Source organism: Mycobacterium sp. NGS63 (genome assembly GCF_059812295.1).
This window is the reverse complement of sequence record NZ_JCALCJ010000002.1, coordinates 330158-345568: the sequence shown is the minus strand read 5'-3', so window position 1 is coordinate 345568 and position 15411 is coordinate 330158. Positions and strand designations below refer to the sequence as shown.

The 15411-nt window shown below is 65.1% G+C and carries 10 protein-coding genes and 3 rRNA genes; 4 read left to right on the top strand and 9 right to left on the bottom strand.

The genetic code is table 11. The features are described 5' to 3' along the window. Positions 1-9: 9 nt before the first annotated feature. The gene (locus AC5Y4Z_RS04945; RefSeq protein WP_499961200.1) at positions 10-1620 is read left to right on the top strand and encodes an adenylate/guanylate cyclase domain-containing protein; all 1611 of its coding nucleotides are present in this window, start codon (positions 10-12) and stop codon (positions 1618-1620) included. Between the two features lie 7 nt (positions 1621-1627). On the opposite strand, the gene AC5Y4Z_RS04940 is transcribed toward AC5Y4Z_RS04945, so the two are convergent. After that, the gene (locus tag AC5Y4Z_RS04940) at positions 1628-2584 is read right to left on the bottom strand and encodes an alpha/beta hydrolase (RefSeq protein WP_499961199.1); all 957 of its coding nucleotides are present in this window, start codon (positions 2582-2584) and stop codon (positions 1628-1630) included. A gap of 99 nt (positions 2585-2683) precedes the next feature. Between AC5Y4Z_RS04940 and AC5Y4Z_RS04935 the strand changes: the two genes are divergently transcribed. Both AC5Y4Z_RS04935 and AC5Y4Z_RS04930 read left to right on the top strand, forming a co-directional pair. After that, positions 2684-4174 carry an AlkA N-terminal domain-containing protein gene (locus AC5Y4Z_RS04935; RefSeq protein WP_499961198.1) on the top strand — a complete coding sequence of 497 codons (1491 nt, stop codon included), beginning with the start codon at positions 2684-2686 and terminating at the stop codon, positions 4172-4174. After that, positions 4171-4668, top strand: coding sequence for a methylated-DNA--[protein]-cysteine S-methyltransferase (locus AC5Y4Z_RS04930; protein WP_499961197.1), 498 nt, complete (start codon positions 4171-4173; stop codon positions 4666-4668). Before AC5Y4Z_RS04935 ends, AC5Y4Z_RS04930 begins: the two co-directional genes overlap by 4 nt. Before the next feature lie 43 nt (positions 4669-4711). Here AC5Y4Z_RS04930 and rrf read toward each other — a convergent pair. The 4 genes from rrf to murA all read right to left on the bottom strand — a co-directional run bounded on the left by rrf (position 4712) and on the right by murA (position 11437). Continuing rightward, positions 4712-4824, bottom strand: a 5S ribosomal RNA gene (rrf, locus tag AC5Y4Z_RS04925). Between the two features lie 87 nt (positions 4825-4911). Further along, positions 4912-8003, bottom strand: a 23S ribosomal RNA gene (locus AC5Y4Z_RS04920). Positions 8004-8279: 276 nt separating this feature from the next. After that, positions 8280-9811: ribosomal RNA gene (locus AC5Y4Z_RS04915) — 16S ribosomal RNA — on the bottom strand. The 16S, 23S and 5S rRNA genes sit together here, the layout of an rRNA operon. A gap of 372 nt (positions 9812-10183) precedes the next feature. Beyond that, positions 10184-11437, bottom strand: coding sequence for a UDP-N-acetylglucosamine 1-carboxyvinyltransferase (murA, locus tag AC5Y4Z_RS04910; protein ID WP_499961196.1), 1254 nt, complete (start codon positions 11435-11437; stop codon positions 10184-10186). Between the two features lie 72 nt (positions 11438-11509). On the opposite strand from murA, the gene AC5Y4Z_RS04905 reads away from it, so the two are divergent. Then, a complete protein-coding gene (locus tag AC5Y4Z_RS04905) occupies positions 11510-12076 on the top strand; it encodes a cob(I)yrinic acid a,c-diamide adenosyltransferase (protein ID WP_499961195.1) in 567 nt (188 codons plus the stop codon). Between the two features lie 90 nt (positions 12077-12166). Here AC5Y4Z_RS04905 and AC5Y4Z_RS04900 read toward each other — a convergent pair whose 3' ends face one another. The 4 genes from AC5Y4Z_RS04900 to AC5Y4Z_RS04885 are packed head-to-tail and all read right to left on the bottom strand — an operon-like array spanning position 12167 to position 15409. Beyond that, positions 12167-12610, bottom strand: coding sequence for a DUF2550 domain-containing protein (locus AC5Y4Z_RS04900; RefSeq protein ID WP_499961194.1), 444 nt, complete (start codon positions 12608-12610; stop codon positions 12167-12169). Positions 12611-12627: 17 nt separating this feature from the next. After that, a complete protein-coding gene (locus AC5Y4Z_RS04895) occupies positions 12628-12993 on the bottom strand; it encodes a F0F1 ATP synthase subunit epsilon (protein WP_499961193.1) in 366 nt (121 codons plus the stop codon). A gap of 12 nt (positions 12994-13005) precedes the next feature. Further along, the gene (gene atpD / locus AC5Y4Z_RS04890; protein ID WP_499961192.1) at positions 13006-14472 is read right to left on the bottom strand and encodes a F0F1 ATP synthase subunit beta; all 1467 of its coding nucleotides are present in this window, start codon (positions 14470-14472) and stop codon (positions 13006-13008) included. A gap of 22 nt (positions 14473-14494) precedes the next feature. Further along, entirely contained in the window at positions 14495-15409 is a 915-nt protein-coding gene (locus AC5Y4Z_RS04885; protein WP_499961191.1) for a F0F1 ATP synthase subunit gamma, read from the bottom strand. Between the last annotated feature and the right edge of the window lie 2 nt (positions 15410-15411).

Sequence of the window (15411 nt, the reverse complement as noted above, 5' to 3'; positions counted from 1 at the left end):
GGCGCCACCATGACGGCCAAGCAGTCCGTGGCGCAACGCATCGGCCGGGTGCTGGAAAAGGTCACCCGTCAGAGCGGTCGCCTGCCGGAAACCCCCGCCTACGGCTCGTTGCTACTGGGCCGGGTGACGGAAAGCCAGCAACGCCGGCGCATCCGCATCCAGATCATCCTGACCGTCCTCATCCTGGGCACCAACCTGATCGGCATCGTCGTCGCGCTGCTGCTGGTGACGGTCGCCATTCCCGAACCCAGTGTGTTCGACGACGCGCCGGCGTGGCTGTCGTTCGGGGTCGTGCCGGCCTACATCGCAATCGCTTTGGCGCTGGGCACCTACTGGATCACCCGGCAGACGGTGGTGGCGCTGCGCTGGGCGATCGAAGAGCGCCAACCCGATCCCACCGACGAGCGCAACACCTTTGTGGCCCCGTGGCGCATCGCCATCGCCGACCTCGTCCTGTGGGGATTGGGCACCGTGGTGTTGACGATCCTCTACGGGCTGGTCAACACGCTGTTCATCCCGCGGTTTTTGCTCTGCGTGAGCTTCTGCGGGGTGCTGGTGGCCACCGGCAGCTACCTGCTGGCCGAGTTCGCGCTGCGCCCGGTGGCCGCCCAGGCGCTCGAAGCGGGCCCGCCCCCGCGGCGGCTGTCGGCGGGCATCATGGGCCGGACGATGGTGGTCTGGTTCCTCGGTTCGGGCGTGCCCGTCATCGGCATCGCCCTCTTGGCGATGTTCCAGATCCTCCTGCGAAACCTGACCGAGACCCAGTTCGCGGTGGGCATCCTGATCGTCTCGACGGTCGCGCTCATCTTCGGTTGCGTCTTGATGTGGATCCTGGCCTGGCTGACGGCGACGCCGGTGCGGGTGGTCCGGGCGGCGCTGCGACGCGTCGAGCGGGGCAACCTGCGCGGCGATCTGGTGGTGTTCGACGGCACGGAACTCGGCGAGCTGCAACGCGGGTTCAACGCGATGGTCGACGGGTTGCGCGAACGCGAACGCGTGCGCGACCTCTTCGGCCGGCACGTCGGGCGCGAAGTCGCCCTGGCTGCCGAACGCGAGCGGCCGAAGCTGGGCGGCGAAGAGCGCCACGTCGCCGTCGTCTTCGTCGACATCATCGGCTCCACGCAGCTGGTGACCAGCCAGCCGCCGGCGGAAGTCGTTGCGCTGCTTAATCGTTTCTTCGCGATCGTGTTCGAAGAGGTCGACCGCCACTGCGGCCTGGTCAACAAGTTCGAGGGCGACGCGTCGCTGGCGATCTTCGGCGCGCCCAACCGCCTCGAGTCGCCCGAGGACCAGGCGCTGGGCGCCGCGCGCTGCATCGCCGACCGGTTGTGCGACGAGATGCCCGACTGTCAGGCCGGCATCGGGGTGGCCGCGGGCCAGGTCGTCGCCGGCAACGTGGGCGCCAAGGAACGCTTCGAATACACCGTGATCGGCGAGCCGGTCAACGAGGCCGCGCGGTTGTGCGAGCTGGCCAAGTCGCATCCGGGTGGGCTGCTCGCCACGGCCGACACGCTCGACGGCGCGGGCGAAGAGGAAAGGGCCCGTTGGGCTTTGGGCGAAACCGTCACCCTGCGCGGGTACGAGCGGCCCACGCGGCTGGCATCGCTCATCGACGCCTGATCCCGCGTTATTGGGCGAGCGCCCGGCGCAGCACCGAGATCGCCTCGTCGGCTTCCCGCCGGGAGATCGCCGCGTGCTGGACGAGCGCCGAGCCGTGGAAAGTCCCTGGGAACAAATGGAGTTCGACGGGAACCCCGGCCGCCAGCAGGCCCAGCGCGTAGGCGATGCCCTCGTCGCGCAAGGGGTCGAAGTGCATCACCGACACATAGGCCGGCGGCAGGCCCGCCAGGTCGGTCGCGCGCGCCGGCGCGGCGTAGGCCGAGACGTCGTCGGAACCGGCGCGGCCGGTCCCCAGGTAGCAGTCCCAGCTGAATATCGCCCTCGGACGGTTCCACAGCGGTGTGTCGACGAAATCGGTCATGCTGCCGGTGGTGAGCCGGTCGTCGAGTTCCGGCACCGACAGGAACTGGAACGCGATGTGCGGGCCGCCGCGGTCGCGGGCCAGCAGCGCCAGCGCCGCGCACAGCCCGCCGCCGGCGCTGACGCCGTGGATGGCGATGCGCTGCGGGTCGATGCCCAGCTCGGCCGGGTTGTCGGCCGTCCAGACCAGGCCGGCGTAGACGTCTTCCAGCGGCCCGGGGAAGGGCGTTTCCGGCGCCAGCCGGTAGTCCACCGAGACCACGACGACGCCGAGCTCGCGGGCGAGCCGCACGGCGATGCCGTGCTCGGTCTCGAGGTCTCCGACGATGAATCCGCCGCCGTGGACGGTGTACACCGCAGCGGGGCCGCTGCGCTCGTCGGGCGTGTAGATGCGGACTCCGACCGCGGGATCGCCGTCGCGGCCGGGGATTTCGCGATCCTCGATCCGCAGGCCGGCGGTGTCCGGCGCCGGCATCTGGGCGATCATCTCGGCGAAGGCGGCGCGCATGGTCGGGGCGTCGGTCGCCTCGAGCGAGGGCAGCAGCGGGACCACCGCGGCGAGCTCGGGGTCGAACGCGTAGGTCAGTGTCGTGTCATCCGTCACAGCAAGTCATTGTGCTGGTCGATGTGTCGGTTGGCTAGCGGCCACGTTGATGTCGCTTTTCCGCCAGTTTTGTCGGTCGGCGGGTGTAAGGGTGGAACCGTGCACGACGATTTCGAACGCTGTTACCGGGCCGTCCAGTCCAAGGACGCCCGGTTCGACGGCTGGTTCGTCACGGCCGTGCTGACCACACGGATCTATTGCCGGCCCAGCTGCCCCGTGCGGCCGCCGTTCGCCCGCAACGTGCGCTTCTACCCGACCGCGGCCGCCGCCCAGCGCGCGGGTTTCCGGGCCTGCAAGCGGTGCCGCCCCGACGCGTCCCCGGGGTCTCCCGAATGGAACGTCCGCGGCGACATCGTGGCGCGCGCGATGCGGCTCATCGCCGACGGCACGGTGGACCGCGAAGGCGTCGGCGGCCTCGCCGCCCACCTCGGCTACACCACCCGTCAGCTGGAGCGGCTCCTGCAGGCGGAGGTCGGCGCCGGCCCGCTGGCCCTGGCCCGCGCCCAGCGCGCCCAGACCGCGCGGGTGCTCATCGAGACCACCGACCTGCCGTTCGGCGACGTCGCCTTCGCCGCCGGGTTCTCCAGCATCCGCCAGTTCAACGACACCGTGCGCCTGGTGTTCGAAGCCACGCCGACGGCACTGCGCAGACGCGCGACCTTTCCGACCGGTATCAATTCGCCCGGCGCGGTGTGCCTGCGGCTGCCGGTCCGCACCCCGTTCGCGTACGAGGGCGTCTTCGGCCACCTGGCGGCCGGCCTGGTGCCCGGCTGCGAGGAGGTCCGCGACGGCGCCTACCGGCGCACCCTGCGCCTGCCCCGCGGCGGCGGCATCGTGGCGCTGACCCCGGCCGTCGACCACGTCCGCTGCCAGCTGGTGCTCGACGACTTCCGCGACCTGACCACCGCGATCGCCCGCTGCCGGCGGCTGCTGGACCTCGATGCCGACCCCGAGGCCGTCGTCGACGCGCTGACCGGTGACCGCGAGCTGGCCCCGGTGGTGAAAAAGGCCCCAGGCCAACGGATTCCGCGCACCGTCGACGAGGCCGAGCTCGCCGTCCGCGCGGTGCTGGGCCAGCAGGTGTCCACCAAGGCAGCCAGGACCCACGCGGGCCGGCTGGCCGCGGCCTACGGGCGGCCGGCGCACGATCCCGAGGGCACGCTGACCCACACCTTCCCCTCGGTCGAAGCGCTCGCCGACGTCGACCCGGCCCACCTGGCGGTGCCCCAGGCCCGACAGAAGACGTTCACCGCCCTGGTCGCCGGGCTCGCCGACGGCAGCGTCGTCCTGGACGCCGGCAGCGACTGGGACGGCGCCCGCGCCCAATTGCTGGCCCTGCCCGGCATCGGCCCCTGGACCGCGGAGGTGATCGCGATGCGCGCCCTGGGCGACCCGGACGCCTTTCCCGCCAGCGACCTCGGGGTCCAGCTGGCCGCGCGGCAACTCGGCCTACCGTCGGACCCGCGGGTGCTCGTCGAGCGCGCCGCGGCGTGGCGCCCCTGGCGCTCCTATGCCACCCAACACCTGTGGACGACGCTCGAGCATCCGGTAAACCATTGGCCGCCAAAGACTCCGAAGGAAGTCGCATGATCCACTACCGCACCGTCGACAGCCCGATCGGCCCGCTCACCCTGGCCGGGCACGGCTCGGTTTTGACGAATCTCAGGATGGTCGACCAGACCCACGAACCCAGCCGCGCCGGCTGGTCGCCCGATGCGCGGGCCTTCGACGGCGTCGTCGAGCAGCTCACCGCGTACTTCGCCGGCGAGCTGACCGACTTCGACATCGAGCTCGAACTGCGGGGCACCGAATTCCAGCGGCGGGTGTGGAAGGCGCTGCTGACGATCCCGTATGGCGAGACCCGCTCCTACGGGGAGATCGCCGGCCAGATCGGCGCCCCCGGCTCCGCGCGGGCCGTGGGCTGGGCCAACGGGCACAATCCGATCGCGATCGTCGTGCCGTGCCACCGGGTGATCGGCGCCAGCGGCAGCCTCACCGGCTACGGCGGTGGGCTGGACCGAAAGCGGACCCTGCTCGAATTGGAGAAAAAGCGCGCCGCGGTCGACCTGACATTATTTGACTAGACAATGCAAAAACACCCCCGTTGCCGGGGGTGTTTTTGTATATGTTCGGCGGTGTCCTACTTTTCCACCCTGGTGGGCAGTATCATCGGCGCTGACAGGCTTAGCTTCCGGGTTCGGGATGGGACCGGGCGTTTCCCTGTCGCTGTGGCCGCCGTAACTCTATTTAAATTTGTTCTGGTGGGGGGTGTGGCATTCGCACGACTAATTGTCGTGTGCCTGGGATCGTGGTTGCGAGTTGGTTGTGTTGGTAAGTTTTCGGCCGGTTAGTGCCAGTTCCCTTCACCCATTGCTGGGCTTCCAGGTCTGGCCTATCGAACCCGTGTTCTGCGGGGGGCCTTATCCCTCTAAAAGGGTGAGAAACCTGATCTTGGAGAAGGTTTCCCGCTTAGATGCTTTCAGCGGTTATCCTGTCCGAACGTGGCTATCCAGCGGTGCCCCTGGTGGGACAACTGGTGGACCAGAGGTTCGTCCGTCCCGGTCCTCTCGTACTAGGGACAGGTTTCCTCAAGTTTCTGACGCGCGCGGCGGATAGAGACCGAACTGTCTCACGACGTTCTAAACCCAGCTCGCGTGCCGCTTTAATGGGCGAACAGCCCAACCCTTGGGACCTGCTCCAGCCCCAGGATGCGACGAGCCGACATCGAGGTGCCAAACCATCCCGTCGATATGGACTCTTGGGGAAGATCAGCCTGTTATCCCCGGGGTACCTTTTATCCGTTGAGCGACACCCCTTCCACTCGGGGGTGCCGGATCACTAATCCCGACTTTCGTCCCTGCTTGACGTGTAGGTCTCGCAGTCAAGCTCCCTTGTGCATTTACACTCAACACCTGATTGCCGTCCAGGTTGAGGGAACCTTTGGGCGCCTCCGTTACATTTTAGGAGGCAACCGCCCCAGTTAAACTACCCGCCAGGCACTGTCCGTGAACCGGATATACGGTTCGACGTTAGGTGTCCAATACGATCAGAGTGGTATTTCAACAACGACTCCGCCCCAACTGGCGTTGAGGTTTCACAGTCTCCCACCTATCCTACACAAACCGTACCGAACACCAATACCAAGTTGTAGTGAAGGTCCCGGGGTCTTTTCGTCCTGCCGCGCGTAACGAGCATCTTTACTCGTAGTGCAATTTCGCCGAGTCTATGGTTGAGACAGTCGAGAAGTCGTTACGCCATTCGTGCAGGTCGGAACTTACCCGACAAGGAATTTCGCTACCTTAGGATGGTTATAGTTACCACCGCCGTTTACTGGGGCTTAAATTCTCCGCTTCACCCTTGCGGGTTAACGGGTCCTCTTAACCTTCCAGCACCGGGCAGGCGTCAGTCCGTATACATCGTCTTGCGACTTCGCACGGACCTGTGTTTTTAGTAAACAGTCGCTTCTCGCTGGTTTCTGCGACCGGATCCCGCTCCCAGCGCAAGGCTGTTCACGGTGTTCCGGTCCCCCTTCTCCCGAAGTTACGGGGGCATTTTGCCGAGTTCCTTAACCATAGTTATCTCGTACGCCTCGGTATGCTCTACCTGACCACCTGTGTTGGTTTGGGGTACGGGCCGTGTGTGTGCTCGCTAGAGGCTTTTCTTGGCAGCAGAGGATCACCGAATTCACCTCAATCGGCTATGCATCACCTCTCAGGATTAGTGAGCGACGGATTTGCCTATCGCTCTCCCTACAGGCTTGCCCCAGTGTTACCACTGACTGGTACGGCTACCTTCCTGCGTCACCCCATTGCTTGACTACTACCAGCGAAGGTCCCACGCAGCCCCGAAACTCCATGCCCCCGAAGGGGAATGGTCGATCCGGTTTTGGGTGGTTAGTACCGCTGATTCGTCAGGGACGCGCACACACGGGTACGGGAATATCAACCCGTTGTCCATCGACTACGCCTGTCGGCCTCGCCTTAGGTCCCGACTCACCCTGGGCGGACTGGCCTGGCCCAGGAACCCTTGGTCTTACGGCGGGCAAGGTTCTCACTTGCCTTATCGCTACTCATGCCTGCATTCTCACTCCCCCACCCTCCACCACCGGTCACCCGGCGGCTTCGCTGAATGAGGGACGCTCCCCTACCCAACCTTGCGGTTGTCGCGGCTTCGGCGGTGTGCTTGAGCCCCGCTACATTATCGGCGCATAATCACTTGACCAGTGAGCTATTACGCACTCTTTCAAGGGTGGCTGCTTCTAAGCCAACCTCCTGGTTGTCTCTGCGACTACACATCCTTTTCCACTTAGCACACGCTTAGGGGCCTTAGCCGGCGATCTGGGCTGTTTCCCTTTCGACGTACGGAGCTTATCCCCCGCCGTCTCACTGCCACGCTTTAACACCACGGCATTCGGAGTTTGGCTGACGTCAGTAACCTAGTAGGGCCCATCGGCCATCCAGTAGCTCTACCTCCGTGGTGAAACACGCAACGCTGCACCTAAATGCATTTCGGGGAGAACCAGCTATCACGGAGTTTGATTGGCCTTTCACCCCTACCCACAGCTCATCCCCTCAGTCTTCAACCTAAGTGGGTTCGGGCCTCCACGCGGTCTTACCCGCGCTTCACCCTGGCCATGGGTAGATCACTCCGCTTCGGGTCCAGAACACGCCACTCAAGCGCCCTATTCAGACTCGCTTTCGCTGCGGCTACCCCACACGGGTTAACCTTGCGACGTGTCCCTGACTCGCAGGCTCATTCTTCAAAAGGCACGCCATCACCCCATAAAGAGGCTCTGACGGATTGTAGGCACACGGTTTCAGGTACTCTTTCACTCCCCTCCCGGGGTACTTTTCACCATTCCCTCACGGTACTGATCCGCTATCGGTCATCGAGAAGTATTTAGGCTTACCGGGTGGTCCCGGCAGATTCACAGCAGATTCCACGGGCCCGCTGCTACTCGGGTTTTGATACAAGGTAGGTGTCGGGTTTTCGCGTACCGGGCTCTCACCGTCTGCGGCGGACCGTCCCAGGCCACTTCCGCTAACCACGACACTTTCTGACTACCTCCCAGCCAGGTAGAGCTGAGACGTATCAATCCCACAACCCCGCACACACAACCCCTACCCGGTTACACATGCGTGCGGTTTAGCCATGTTCCGCGTTCGCTCGCCACTACTGACGGAATCACAATTGTTTTCTCTTCCTACGGGTACTGAGATGTTTCACTTCCCCGCGTTCCCTCCCGCACCCTATATATTCAGGTACGGGTAACACGACATCACTCGTGCTGGGTTTCCCCATTCGGAAATCCTCGGATCAACGCTCGGTTGACAGCTCCCCGAGGCATATCGCAGCCTCCCACGTCCTTCATCGGCTCTCGATGCCAAGGCATCCACCATGCGCCCTTAAGCACTTACAAACACAAAAACCAAAGAAAAATTACACATTTTGACGAACACACCACCATCGGCGGCGCATTCGTCTAGATGCTCGCAACCACTATCCAGTTCTCAAACACCACACCCCACCACCAAGATGGGGAGGACACCACTCGAAACGATCCGAGTGTTGCCTCAGGACCCAATAGTGTGTCTGGCTTGCTTGTTGTTGCGCACCCGGCCCCCGCCCACTACAGGCGGGAACCCCTCACGGCCTGCACCCCACCAATTGGAGTGCTTTTCGTGGTGCTCCTTAGAAAGGAGGTGATCCAGCCGCACCTTCCGGTACGGCTACCTTGTTACGACTTCGTCCCAATCGCCGATCCCACCTTCGACAGCTCCCTCCCAAAGGGTTAGGCCACTGGCTTCGGGTGTTACCGACTTTCATGACGTGACGGGCGGTGTGTACAAGGCCCGGGAACGTATTCACCGCAGCGTTGCTGATCTGCGATTACTAGCGACTCCGACTTCACGGGGTCGAGTTGCAGACCCCGATCCGAACTGAGACCGGCTTTAAAAGGATTCGCTTAACCTTGCGGCATCGCAGCCCTTTGTACCGGCCATTGTAGCATGTGTGAAGCCCTGGACATAAGGGGCATGATGACTTGACGTCATCCCCACCTTCCTCCGAGTTGACCCCGGCAGTCTCTCACGAGTCCCCGGCATTACCCGCTGGCAACATGAGACAAGGGTTGCGCTCGTTGCGGGACTTAACCCAACATCTCACGACACGAGCTGACGACAGCCATGCACCACCTGCACACAGGCCACAAGGGAACCGACATCTCTGCCGGCGTCCTGTGCATGTCAAACCCAGGTAAGGTTCTTCGCGTTGCATCGAATTAATCCACATGCTCCGCCGCTTGTGCGGGCCCCCGTCAATTCCTTTGAGTTTTAGCCTTGCGGCCGTACTCCCCAGGCGGGGTACTTAATGCGTTAGCTACGGCACGGATCCCAAGGAAGGAAACCCACACCTAGTACCCACCGTTTACGGCGTGGACTACCAGGGTATCTAATCCTGTTCGCTCCCCACGCTTTCGCTCCTCAGCGTCAGTTACTGCCCAGAGACCCGCCTTCGCCACCGGTGTTCCTCCTGATATCTGCGCATTCCACCGCTACACCAGGAATTCCAGTCTCCCCTGCAGTACTCCAGTCTGCCCGTATCGCCCGCACGCTCACAGTTAAGCCGTGAGATTTCACGAACAACGCGACAAACCACCTACGAGCTCTTTACGCCCAGTAATTCCGGACAACGCTCGCACCCTACGTATTACCGCGGCTGCTGGCACGTAGTTGGCCGGTGCTTCTTCTCCACCTACCGTCAATCCGAGAAGACCCGGACCTTCGTCGATGGTGAAAGAGGTTTACAACCCGAAGGCCGTCATCCCCCACGCGGCGTCGCTGCATCAGGCTTGCGCCCATTGTGCAATATTCCCCACTGCTGCCTCCCGTAGGAGTCTGGGCCGTATCTCAGTCCCAGTGTGGCCGGACACCCTCTCAGGCCGGCTACCCGTCGTCGCCTTGGTAGGCCGTCACCCCACCAACAAGCTGATAGGCCGCGGGCCCATCCCACACCGCAAAAGCTTTCCACCACAAGGCATGCGCCTCGCGGTCCTATCCGGTATTAGACCCAGTTTCCCAGGCTTATCCCGAAGTGCAGGGCAGATTACCCACGTGTTACTCACCCGTTCGCCACTCGAGTACCCCCGAAGGGGCCTTTCCGTTCGACTTGCATGTGTTAAGCACGCCGCCAGCGTTCGTCCTGAGCCAGGATCAAACTCTCCAAACAAAAACCCCTCGATAACGAGGTGAATTTACAATCAGAGATACCTGACAAGACGCCAATATCTGGCATCAAAAAACAGCCATACCCACACACGGGGAGTGCAAGGTATGGCCAAAAAAACAACAACAAAACAAAAAGACCAAACACACTATTGAGTTCTCAAACAACACTCACGCTTGTTTTCGCCCGCTTTGCGGGCAACCCTGCCAGCTTAATACCGATCTGGCGGGGGCGTCAAGCCCCAGTTTTGGCCAACTTGCGTGGTGACCTCTGCGGGGCGGCCGTGCCAGGTTAGTACCGTTCCGGCGGGGAGTCAAAGCCCCGGTTCTCGGTCCCCCTCGAGAGGTGACCGCCCTTGTGGGGCACTGACTTTGACTACTCTACCCGCTCGATCTCCGCTCCCAAAATCGCCAGGTTCTCGACGAACAACGGGTAGCCCCGGTCGATGTGGAAGACGTCGTGGACCTCGGTGTCGCCGTCGGCGACGAGCCCGGCCAGCACCAGCCCGGCGCCGGCGCGGATGTCCGAACACCAGACCGGCGCGCTGGACAGTTGCGGCAGCCCGCGCACCACGGCGTGGTGGCCGTCGGTGCGGGCGTCGGCGCCCAGGCGGATCATCTCCTCGACGAACCGGAAGCGCGCCTCGAACACGTTTTCCGTGATCATCGAGGTGCCGTCGGCGATCGACGCCAGGGCGATCGCCATCGGCTGCAGGTCGGTGGGAAAGCCGGGGAACGGCAGCGTGGCGACGTTGACGGCTTTCGGGCGCTCGTACTGGGTCACCCGGAAGCTGTCGTCGGTCTGGGTCACCGTGGCGCCCGCGTCGTGCAGCTTGTGCAGCACCACCTGCAGGTGGGCGGGGTCGACGCCGGTCACCGAGATGTCCCCGCGGGTCATCGCGGCGGCGATGCCCCACGTGGCGGCGACGATGCGGTCGCCGATCACGCGGTGTTCGGTCGGGTGCAGCCGCGGCACGCCGGTGATCGTCATCGTCGGCGAGCCCGCGCCCTCGATCCGCGCGCCCATCTGGTTGAGCATCGTGCACAGGTCGACGACGTCGGGTTCGCGCGCCGCGTTGTGGATCGTGGTGACGCCCTCGGCCACGACGGCGGCCATCAGGATGTTCTCGGTGGCCCCGACGGACGGGAACTCCAGCTGAATCTCCGCGCCGCGCAACGTGTCTGCCTGGGCGACGACGCAGCCGTGCTCGATGTTGCAGTGCGCGCCCAGCTGCCGCAGGCCGGCCTGATGCATGTCCAGCGGGCGCGAGCCGATCGCGTCGCCGCCGGGCAGCGCGACCCGGGCGCGCTTGCAGCGGCCGACCAGCGGCCCGAGCACGCAGACGGACGCCCGGAACTGGCGCACCGCGGCGAAGTCGGCGTCGTACTTGGGTTCGTCGGGCGAGGTGATGCGGGCGACGTCGCCGTCGAGTTCGACGGTGGCGCCCAGGCCGCGCAGCACCTCGGCCATCAGCGGCACGTCGAGGATGTCGGGGCAGTTGGTGATGGTGCTGGTGCCCTCGGCCAGCAGGGTCGCGGCCATCAGCTTGAGCACGCTGTTCTTGGCGCCCCCGACGGCGACTTCGCCGGTCAACCGGTTGCCGCCGGTCACCACGAATCGCTCCGCCACCCGCGTCAGTCTAGTTAAGGCCCCCGGGGCTTGTCAGTTGGCCGAGTCGGCCGGCCGGGTACCGTTTCGCACATGGCCGTGCACCTGACCCGCATCTATACCCGTACCGGCGACGACGGAACGACGGGATTGAGCGATTTCTCACGGGTGTCCAAGAACGACCCGCGGCTGGTGGCCTACGCCGACTGCGACGAGGCCAACTCCGCGATCGGCGTCGCGATCGCCCTCGGAGCGCCCGACGCGGAAACCGCCGGCGTGCTGCGCCAGATCCAGAACGACCTGTTCGACGCCGGCGCGGACCTGTCGACGCCGGTGGTGGAGAACCCGAAATACCCGCCGCTGCGGGTTGCGCAGGCCTACATCGATCGGCTCGAGGGCTGGTGCGACACCTACAACGAGCCGCTGCCGGCGCTGAATTCCTTTGTGCTGCCGGGCGGTTCGCCGCTGTCGGCGCTGTTGCACGTCGCCCGCACCGTGGTGCGGCGGGCGGAGCGCTCGGCGTGGTCCGCGGTCGATGCGCAGCCCGACGGGGTCAGCGTGCTGCCGGCGAAATACCTCAACCGGCTCTCGGACCTGCTGTTCATCCTGGCGCGCCGGGCCAACCCCGAAGGGGATGTGCTCTGGAAGCCCGGCGGCTGAGCGTCCTAGCGCTTCGTCGAGTCTGCGCCTAGATCGCGATTCGTGCGAAAATCTCGCTCTCAGCGCAGTTTCGACGGAGAGAAAAGAGCGTCAGACGCTGCGGCGGCGGGCGCGCGGCGAGGGCCGCGATTCCAGCCAGGACAAGAACGCGGTCAGCGCGCCCTTGTCGAACGCCAGCTCGTAGCCGGATCGGCGGTCCTGGGTGGTGTCGCGCAGCTCCAGCACCACGATTTCGTCGGTCATGATGTCGAACTCGTCACCCCGCGGCGCGCGCCGCGCCACGATCTCCACCCCGCGCCGGCTGAGCCGGCGGTCCGGCCACAGCCGCAGGCTGGACAGCCGGTAGAAGGCGGCCTCACCGCCGCGGTAACGGATCACGCCATGGCGCCAGCCGTGGCCCCCGGCGGCGGGAATGTCGCGCATGATGCCCGCGGTTCCGCCCTGGCGCAGCTTCCACAGCCGGTAGCTCAGAGCCAGGACGGCGGCCCCCAACACGACGACGAGCGCGACCATGCCGACCATGGGCGCGCTCATCCCCTTGCCCGAGGCGCTTAGTCGATCGCGCCGACGGCGCGGAGTCTGGCGCGCCCCCGCGCGGCGATGCGGGGATCGTCGGACTCGGCGTCCTCCCGGGCGGCGCTCTCGTCGATCTCCGATTCGAACTCCGCGGATTCCGCGAGGATGCTGACGCCCTCCTCGGTCACCGACAGGAACCCGCCGTCCACCGCGATGCGCAGGTCGTCCTCGCCTTCGCGCTCGACGCGCACCATGGCGTCGTCAACCAGCTGCGCCACCAACGGGATGTGCCGCGGCAGGATGCCGATCTCGCCGACGGTGGTGCGGGTGAACAGGAACGTTGCCTCACCCGACCAGATCTGTCGGTCGACGGCGACGATCTCGACGTTCAACTCGGCCATTGACCCAAGCCCTCAGGAGTCCAGCTTGGCGCCGAAGCTCTCGGCCTTCTTGGCCAGGTCGTCCAGGCCGCCGATCAGGAAGAACGCCTGCTCGGGGATGTGGTCGAAGTCGCCCTTGGTCAGCTTGTCGAACGCCTCGATGGTCTCCTTCACCGGAACCGTCGAACCCGGCTGGCCGGTGAACTGCTCGGCCGCCATCATGTTCTGGCTCAGGAACCGCTCGATCCGCCGCGCCCGGTTGACCAGCTGCTTGTCCTCCTCGGACAGCTCGTCGATGCCGAGGATGGCGATGATGTCCTGAAGGTCCTTGTAGCGCTGCAGGATTCGGATGACCTCCTGCGCCACCCGGTAGTGCTCGTCGCCGACGACGCCGGGGTCGAGGATGGTCGAGCTCGATGCCAGCGGGTCCACCGCGGGGAAGATGCCCTTGGAGAACACCGACCGGGACAGCTCGGTGGTGGCGTCCAGGTGCGCGAACGTGGTCGCCGGCGCCGGGTCGGTGTAGTCGTCGGCGGGCACGTAGACCGCCTGCATGGACGTGATGGACCGGCCACGCGTCGAGGTGATGCGCTCCTGCAGCTCGCCCATCTCGTCGGCCAGCGTGGGCTGGTATCCCACCGCCGACGGCATGCGGCCGAGCAGCGTCGACACCTCGGATCCGGCCTGGGTGAACCGGAAGATGTTGTCGATGAACAGCAGCACGTCCTGGCCCGCCTCGTCGCGGAACCACTCGGCCATGGTCAGCGCCGACAGCGCGACCCGCATACGGGTGCCGGGCGGCTCGTCCATCTGACCGAACACCAGCGCGGTGTCCTTGAGCACGTCGGCTTCCTTGAGCTCCACCCACAGGTCGTTGCCCTCACGGGTGCGCTCCCCCACCCCGGCGAACACCGAAGTGCCACCGAAGTTTCGGGCGATGCGGTTGATCATCTCCTGGATGAGCACGGTCTTGCCCACGCCGGCGCCGCCGAACAGCGCGATCTTGCCGCCGCGGACGTACGGGGTGAGCAGGTCGACGACCTTCAGGCCGGTCTCGAGCATCTCGGTGCGCGGCTCGAGCTCCTCGAAGGCCGGCGGCTTGCGGTGAATCGACCAGTGGTCGAAGTCTTCTCCGTAGCCCGGCTTGTCCAGGCAGTGACCGAGGGCGTTGAAGACGTGGCCCTTGACGTTCTCGCCGACGGGCACCGAGATCGACTTGCCGCTGTCGGTGACCTCGACGCCGCGCACCAGGCCGTCGGTGGGCTGCAACGAGATCGTGCGAACCAGGTTGTCGCCGAGGTGCTGGGCGACCTCCAGCGTCAGGGTCTTCTTCAGCTCCTCGAAGGTGATTTCGGCGTTGAGCGCGTTGAACAGCTCGGGCACCGACCCGCGCGGGAACTCGACATCGACGACCGGACCGGTGACGCGTACGACGCGGCCGCTGGTCTCGGAATCCTTGTCGGCCTTGGTCTTTTTGGACGCTTCGGTAGTAGCAGCCATAGTTTCTCTTCTTCCTCGTGTGCTACTTGGCGTCGGCGAGCGCGTTTGCGCCGCCGACGATTTCGCTGATCTCCTGGGTGATCTGAGCCTGCCGCTCGCGGTTCGCCATCAGCGTCAGCTCCTTGATCAGGTCGTCGGCGTTGTCGGTCGCCGACTTCATCGCCCGCTGGCGCGACGCCAGCTCCGACGCCGCCGACTCGAGCAACGCCGCGTAGACGCGCGTCGTCACGTACCGCGGCAGCAGCGACTCGAAAAGCGTTGTCGCGTCGGGCTCGAACGAGTACAGCGTGTGCAGGTCGTCGGTGTCCTCGACGTATTCCACCACCAGCGGGGCGATGCGGTGGGCCACCGCCGCCTGCGACATCATCGACTTGAACTCCGAGTAGACGATGTGCAGCTCGTCCACGCCCTGGTCCTCCTGCGGCTGCCCGTCGTCGTCGCCCGCGCCCTTCATGAAGGTCTCGACCAACGTCGACGCGATCTCCGCGGCGTTTTCGTACTGGGGTTGCTCGGAGAAGCCCGTCCACGACTCGGTGATGTCCCAGTTGCGGAACCTGAAGTAGTTCTGCGCCTTTCGGCCCACGGTGTAGAGGACCGGCGTCTTGCCCTCCTCCCGCAGCAGCGAGAACAACTCCTCGGAGCGGCGGAAGATGCTGGAGTTGTACGCGCCGCACAGGCCGCGGTCGGAGGACACCACCAGGACGCCGGCCCGCTTCGGCTCGGCCCGCTCGACCAGCAACGGGTGATCCAGGGCCGCCTCGCCCGACAGGGTGGTCAGCATCGCGGTGATCTGAAACGCGTAGGGCCGCGCCGATTCCAGCCGGGCCTGCGCCCTGCCGATGCGCGAGGTCGCGATCATCTCCTGGGCCTTGGTGATCTTTTTGATCGACCCGGCCGAACGAATCCGGCCGCGCAGTTCGCGAAGTGTGGCAGCCATCT

Bases quoted from the DNA above. Each gene is read 5' to 3' on its own strand.
- AC5Y4Z_RS04900 (WP_499961194.1), bottom strand. From the start codon at position 12,610: ATGAGCGCGCCCATGGTCGGCATGGTCGCGCTCGTCGTCGTGTTGGGG.
- AC5Y4Z_RS04945 (WP_499961200.1), top strand. From the start codon at position 10: ATGACGGCCAAGCAGTCCGTGGCGCAACGCATCGGCCGGGTGCTGGAA.
- AC5Y4Z_RS04930 (WP_499961197.1), top strand. From the start codon at position 4,171: ATGATCCACTACCGCACCGTCGACAGCCCGATCGGCCCGCTCACCCTG.
- atpD (WP_499961192.1), bottom strand. From the start codon at position 14,472: ATGGCTGCTACTACCGAAGCGTCCAAAAAGACCAAGGCCGACAAGGAT.
- AC5Y4Z_RS04885 (WP_499961191.1), bottom strand. From the start codon at position 15,409: ATGGCTGCCACACTTCGCGAACTGCGCGGCCGGATTCGTTCGGCCGGG.
- AC5Y4Z_RS04895 (WP_499961193.1), bottom strand. From the start codon at position 12,993: ATGGCCGAGTTGAACGTCGAGATCGTCGCCGTCGACCGACAGATCTGG.
- AC5Y4Z_RS04905 (WP_499961195.1), top strand. From the start codon at position 11,510: ATGGCCGTGCACCTGACCCGCATCTATACCCGTACCGGCGACGACGGA.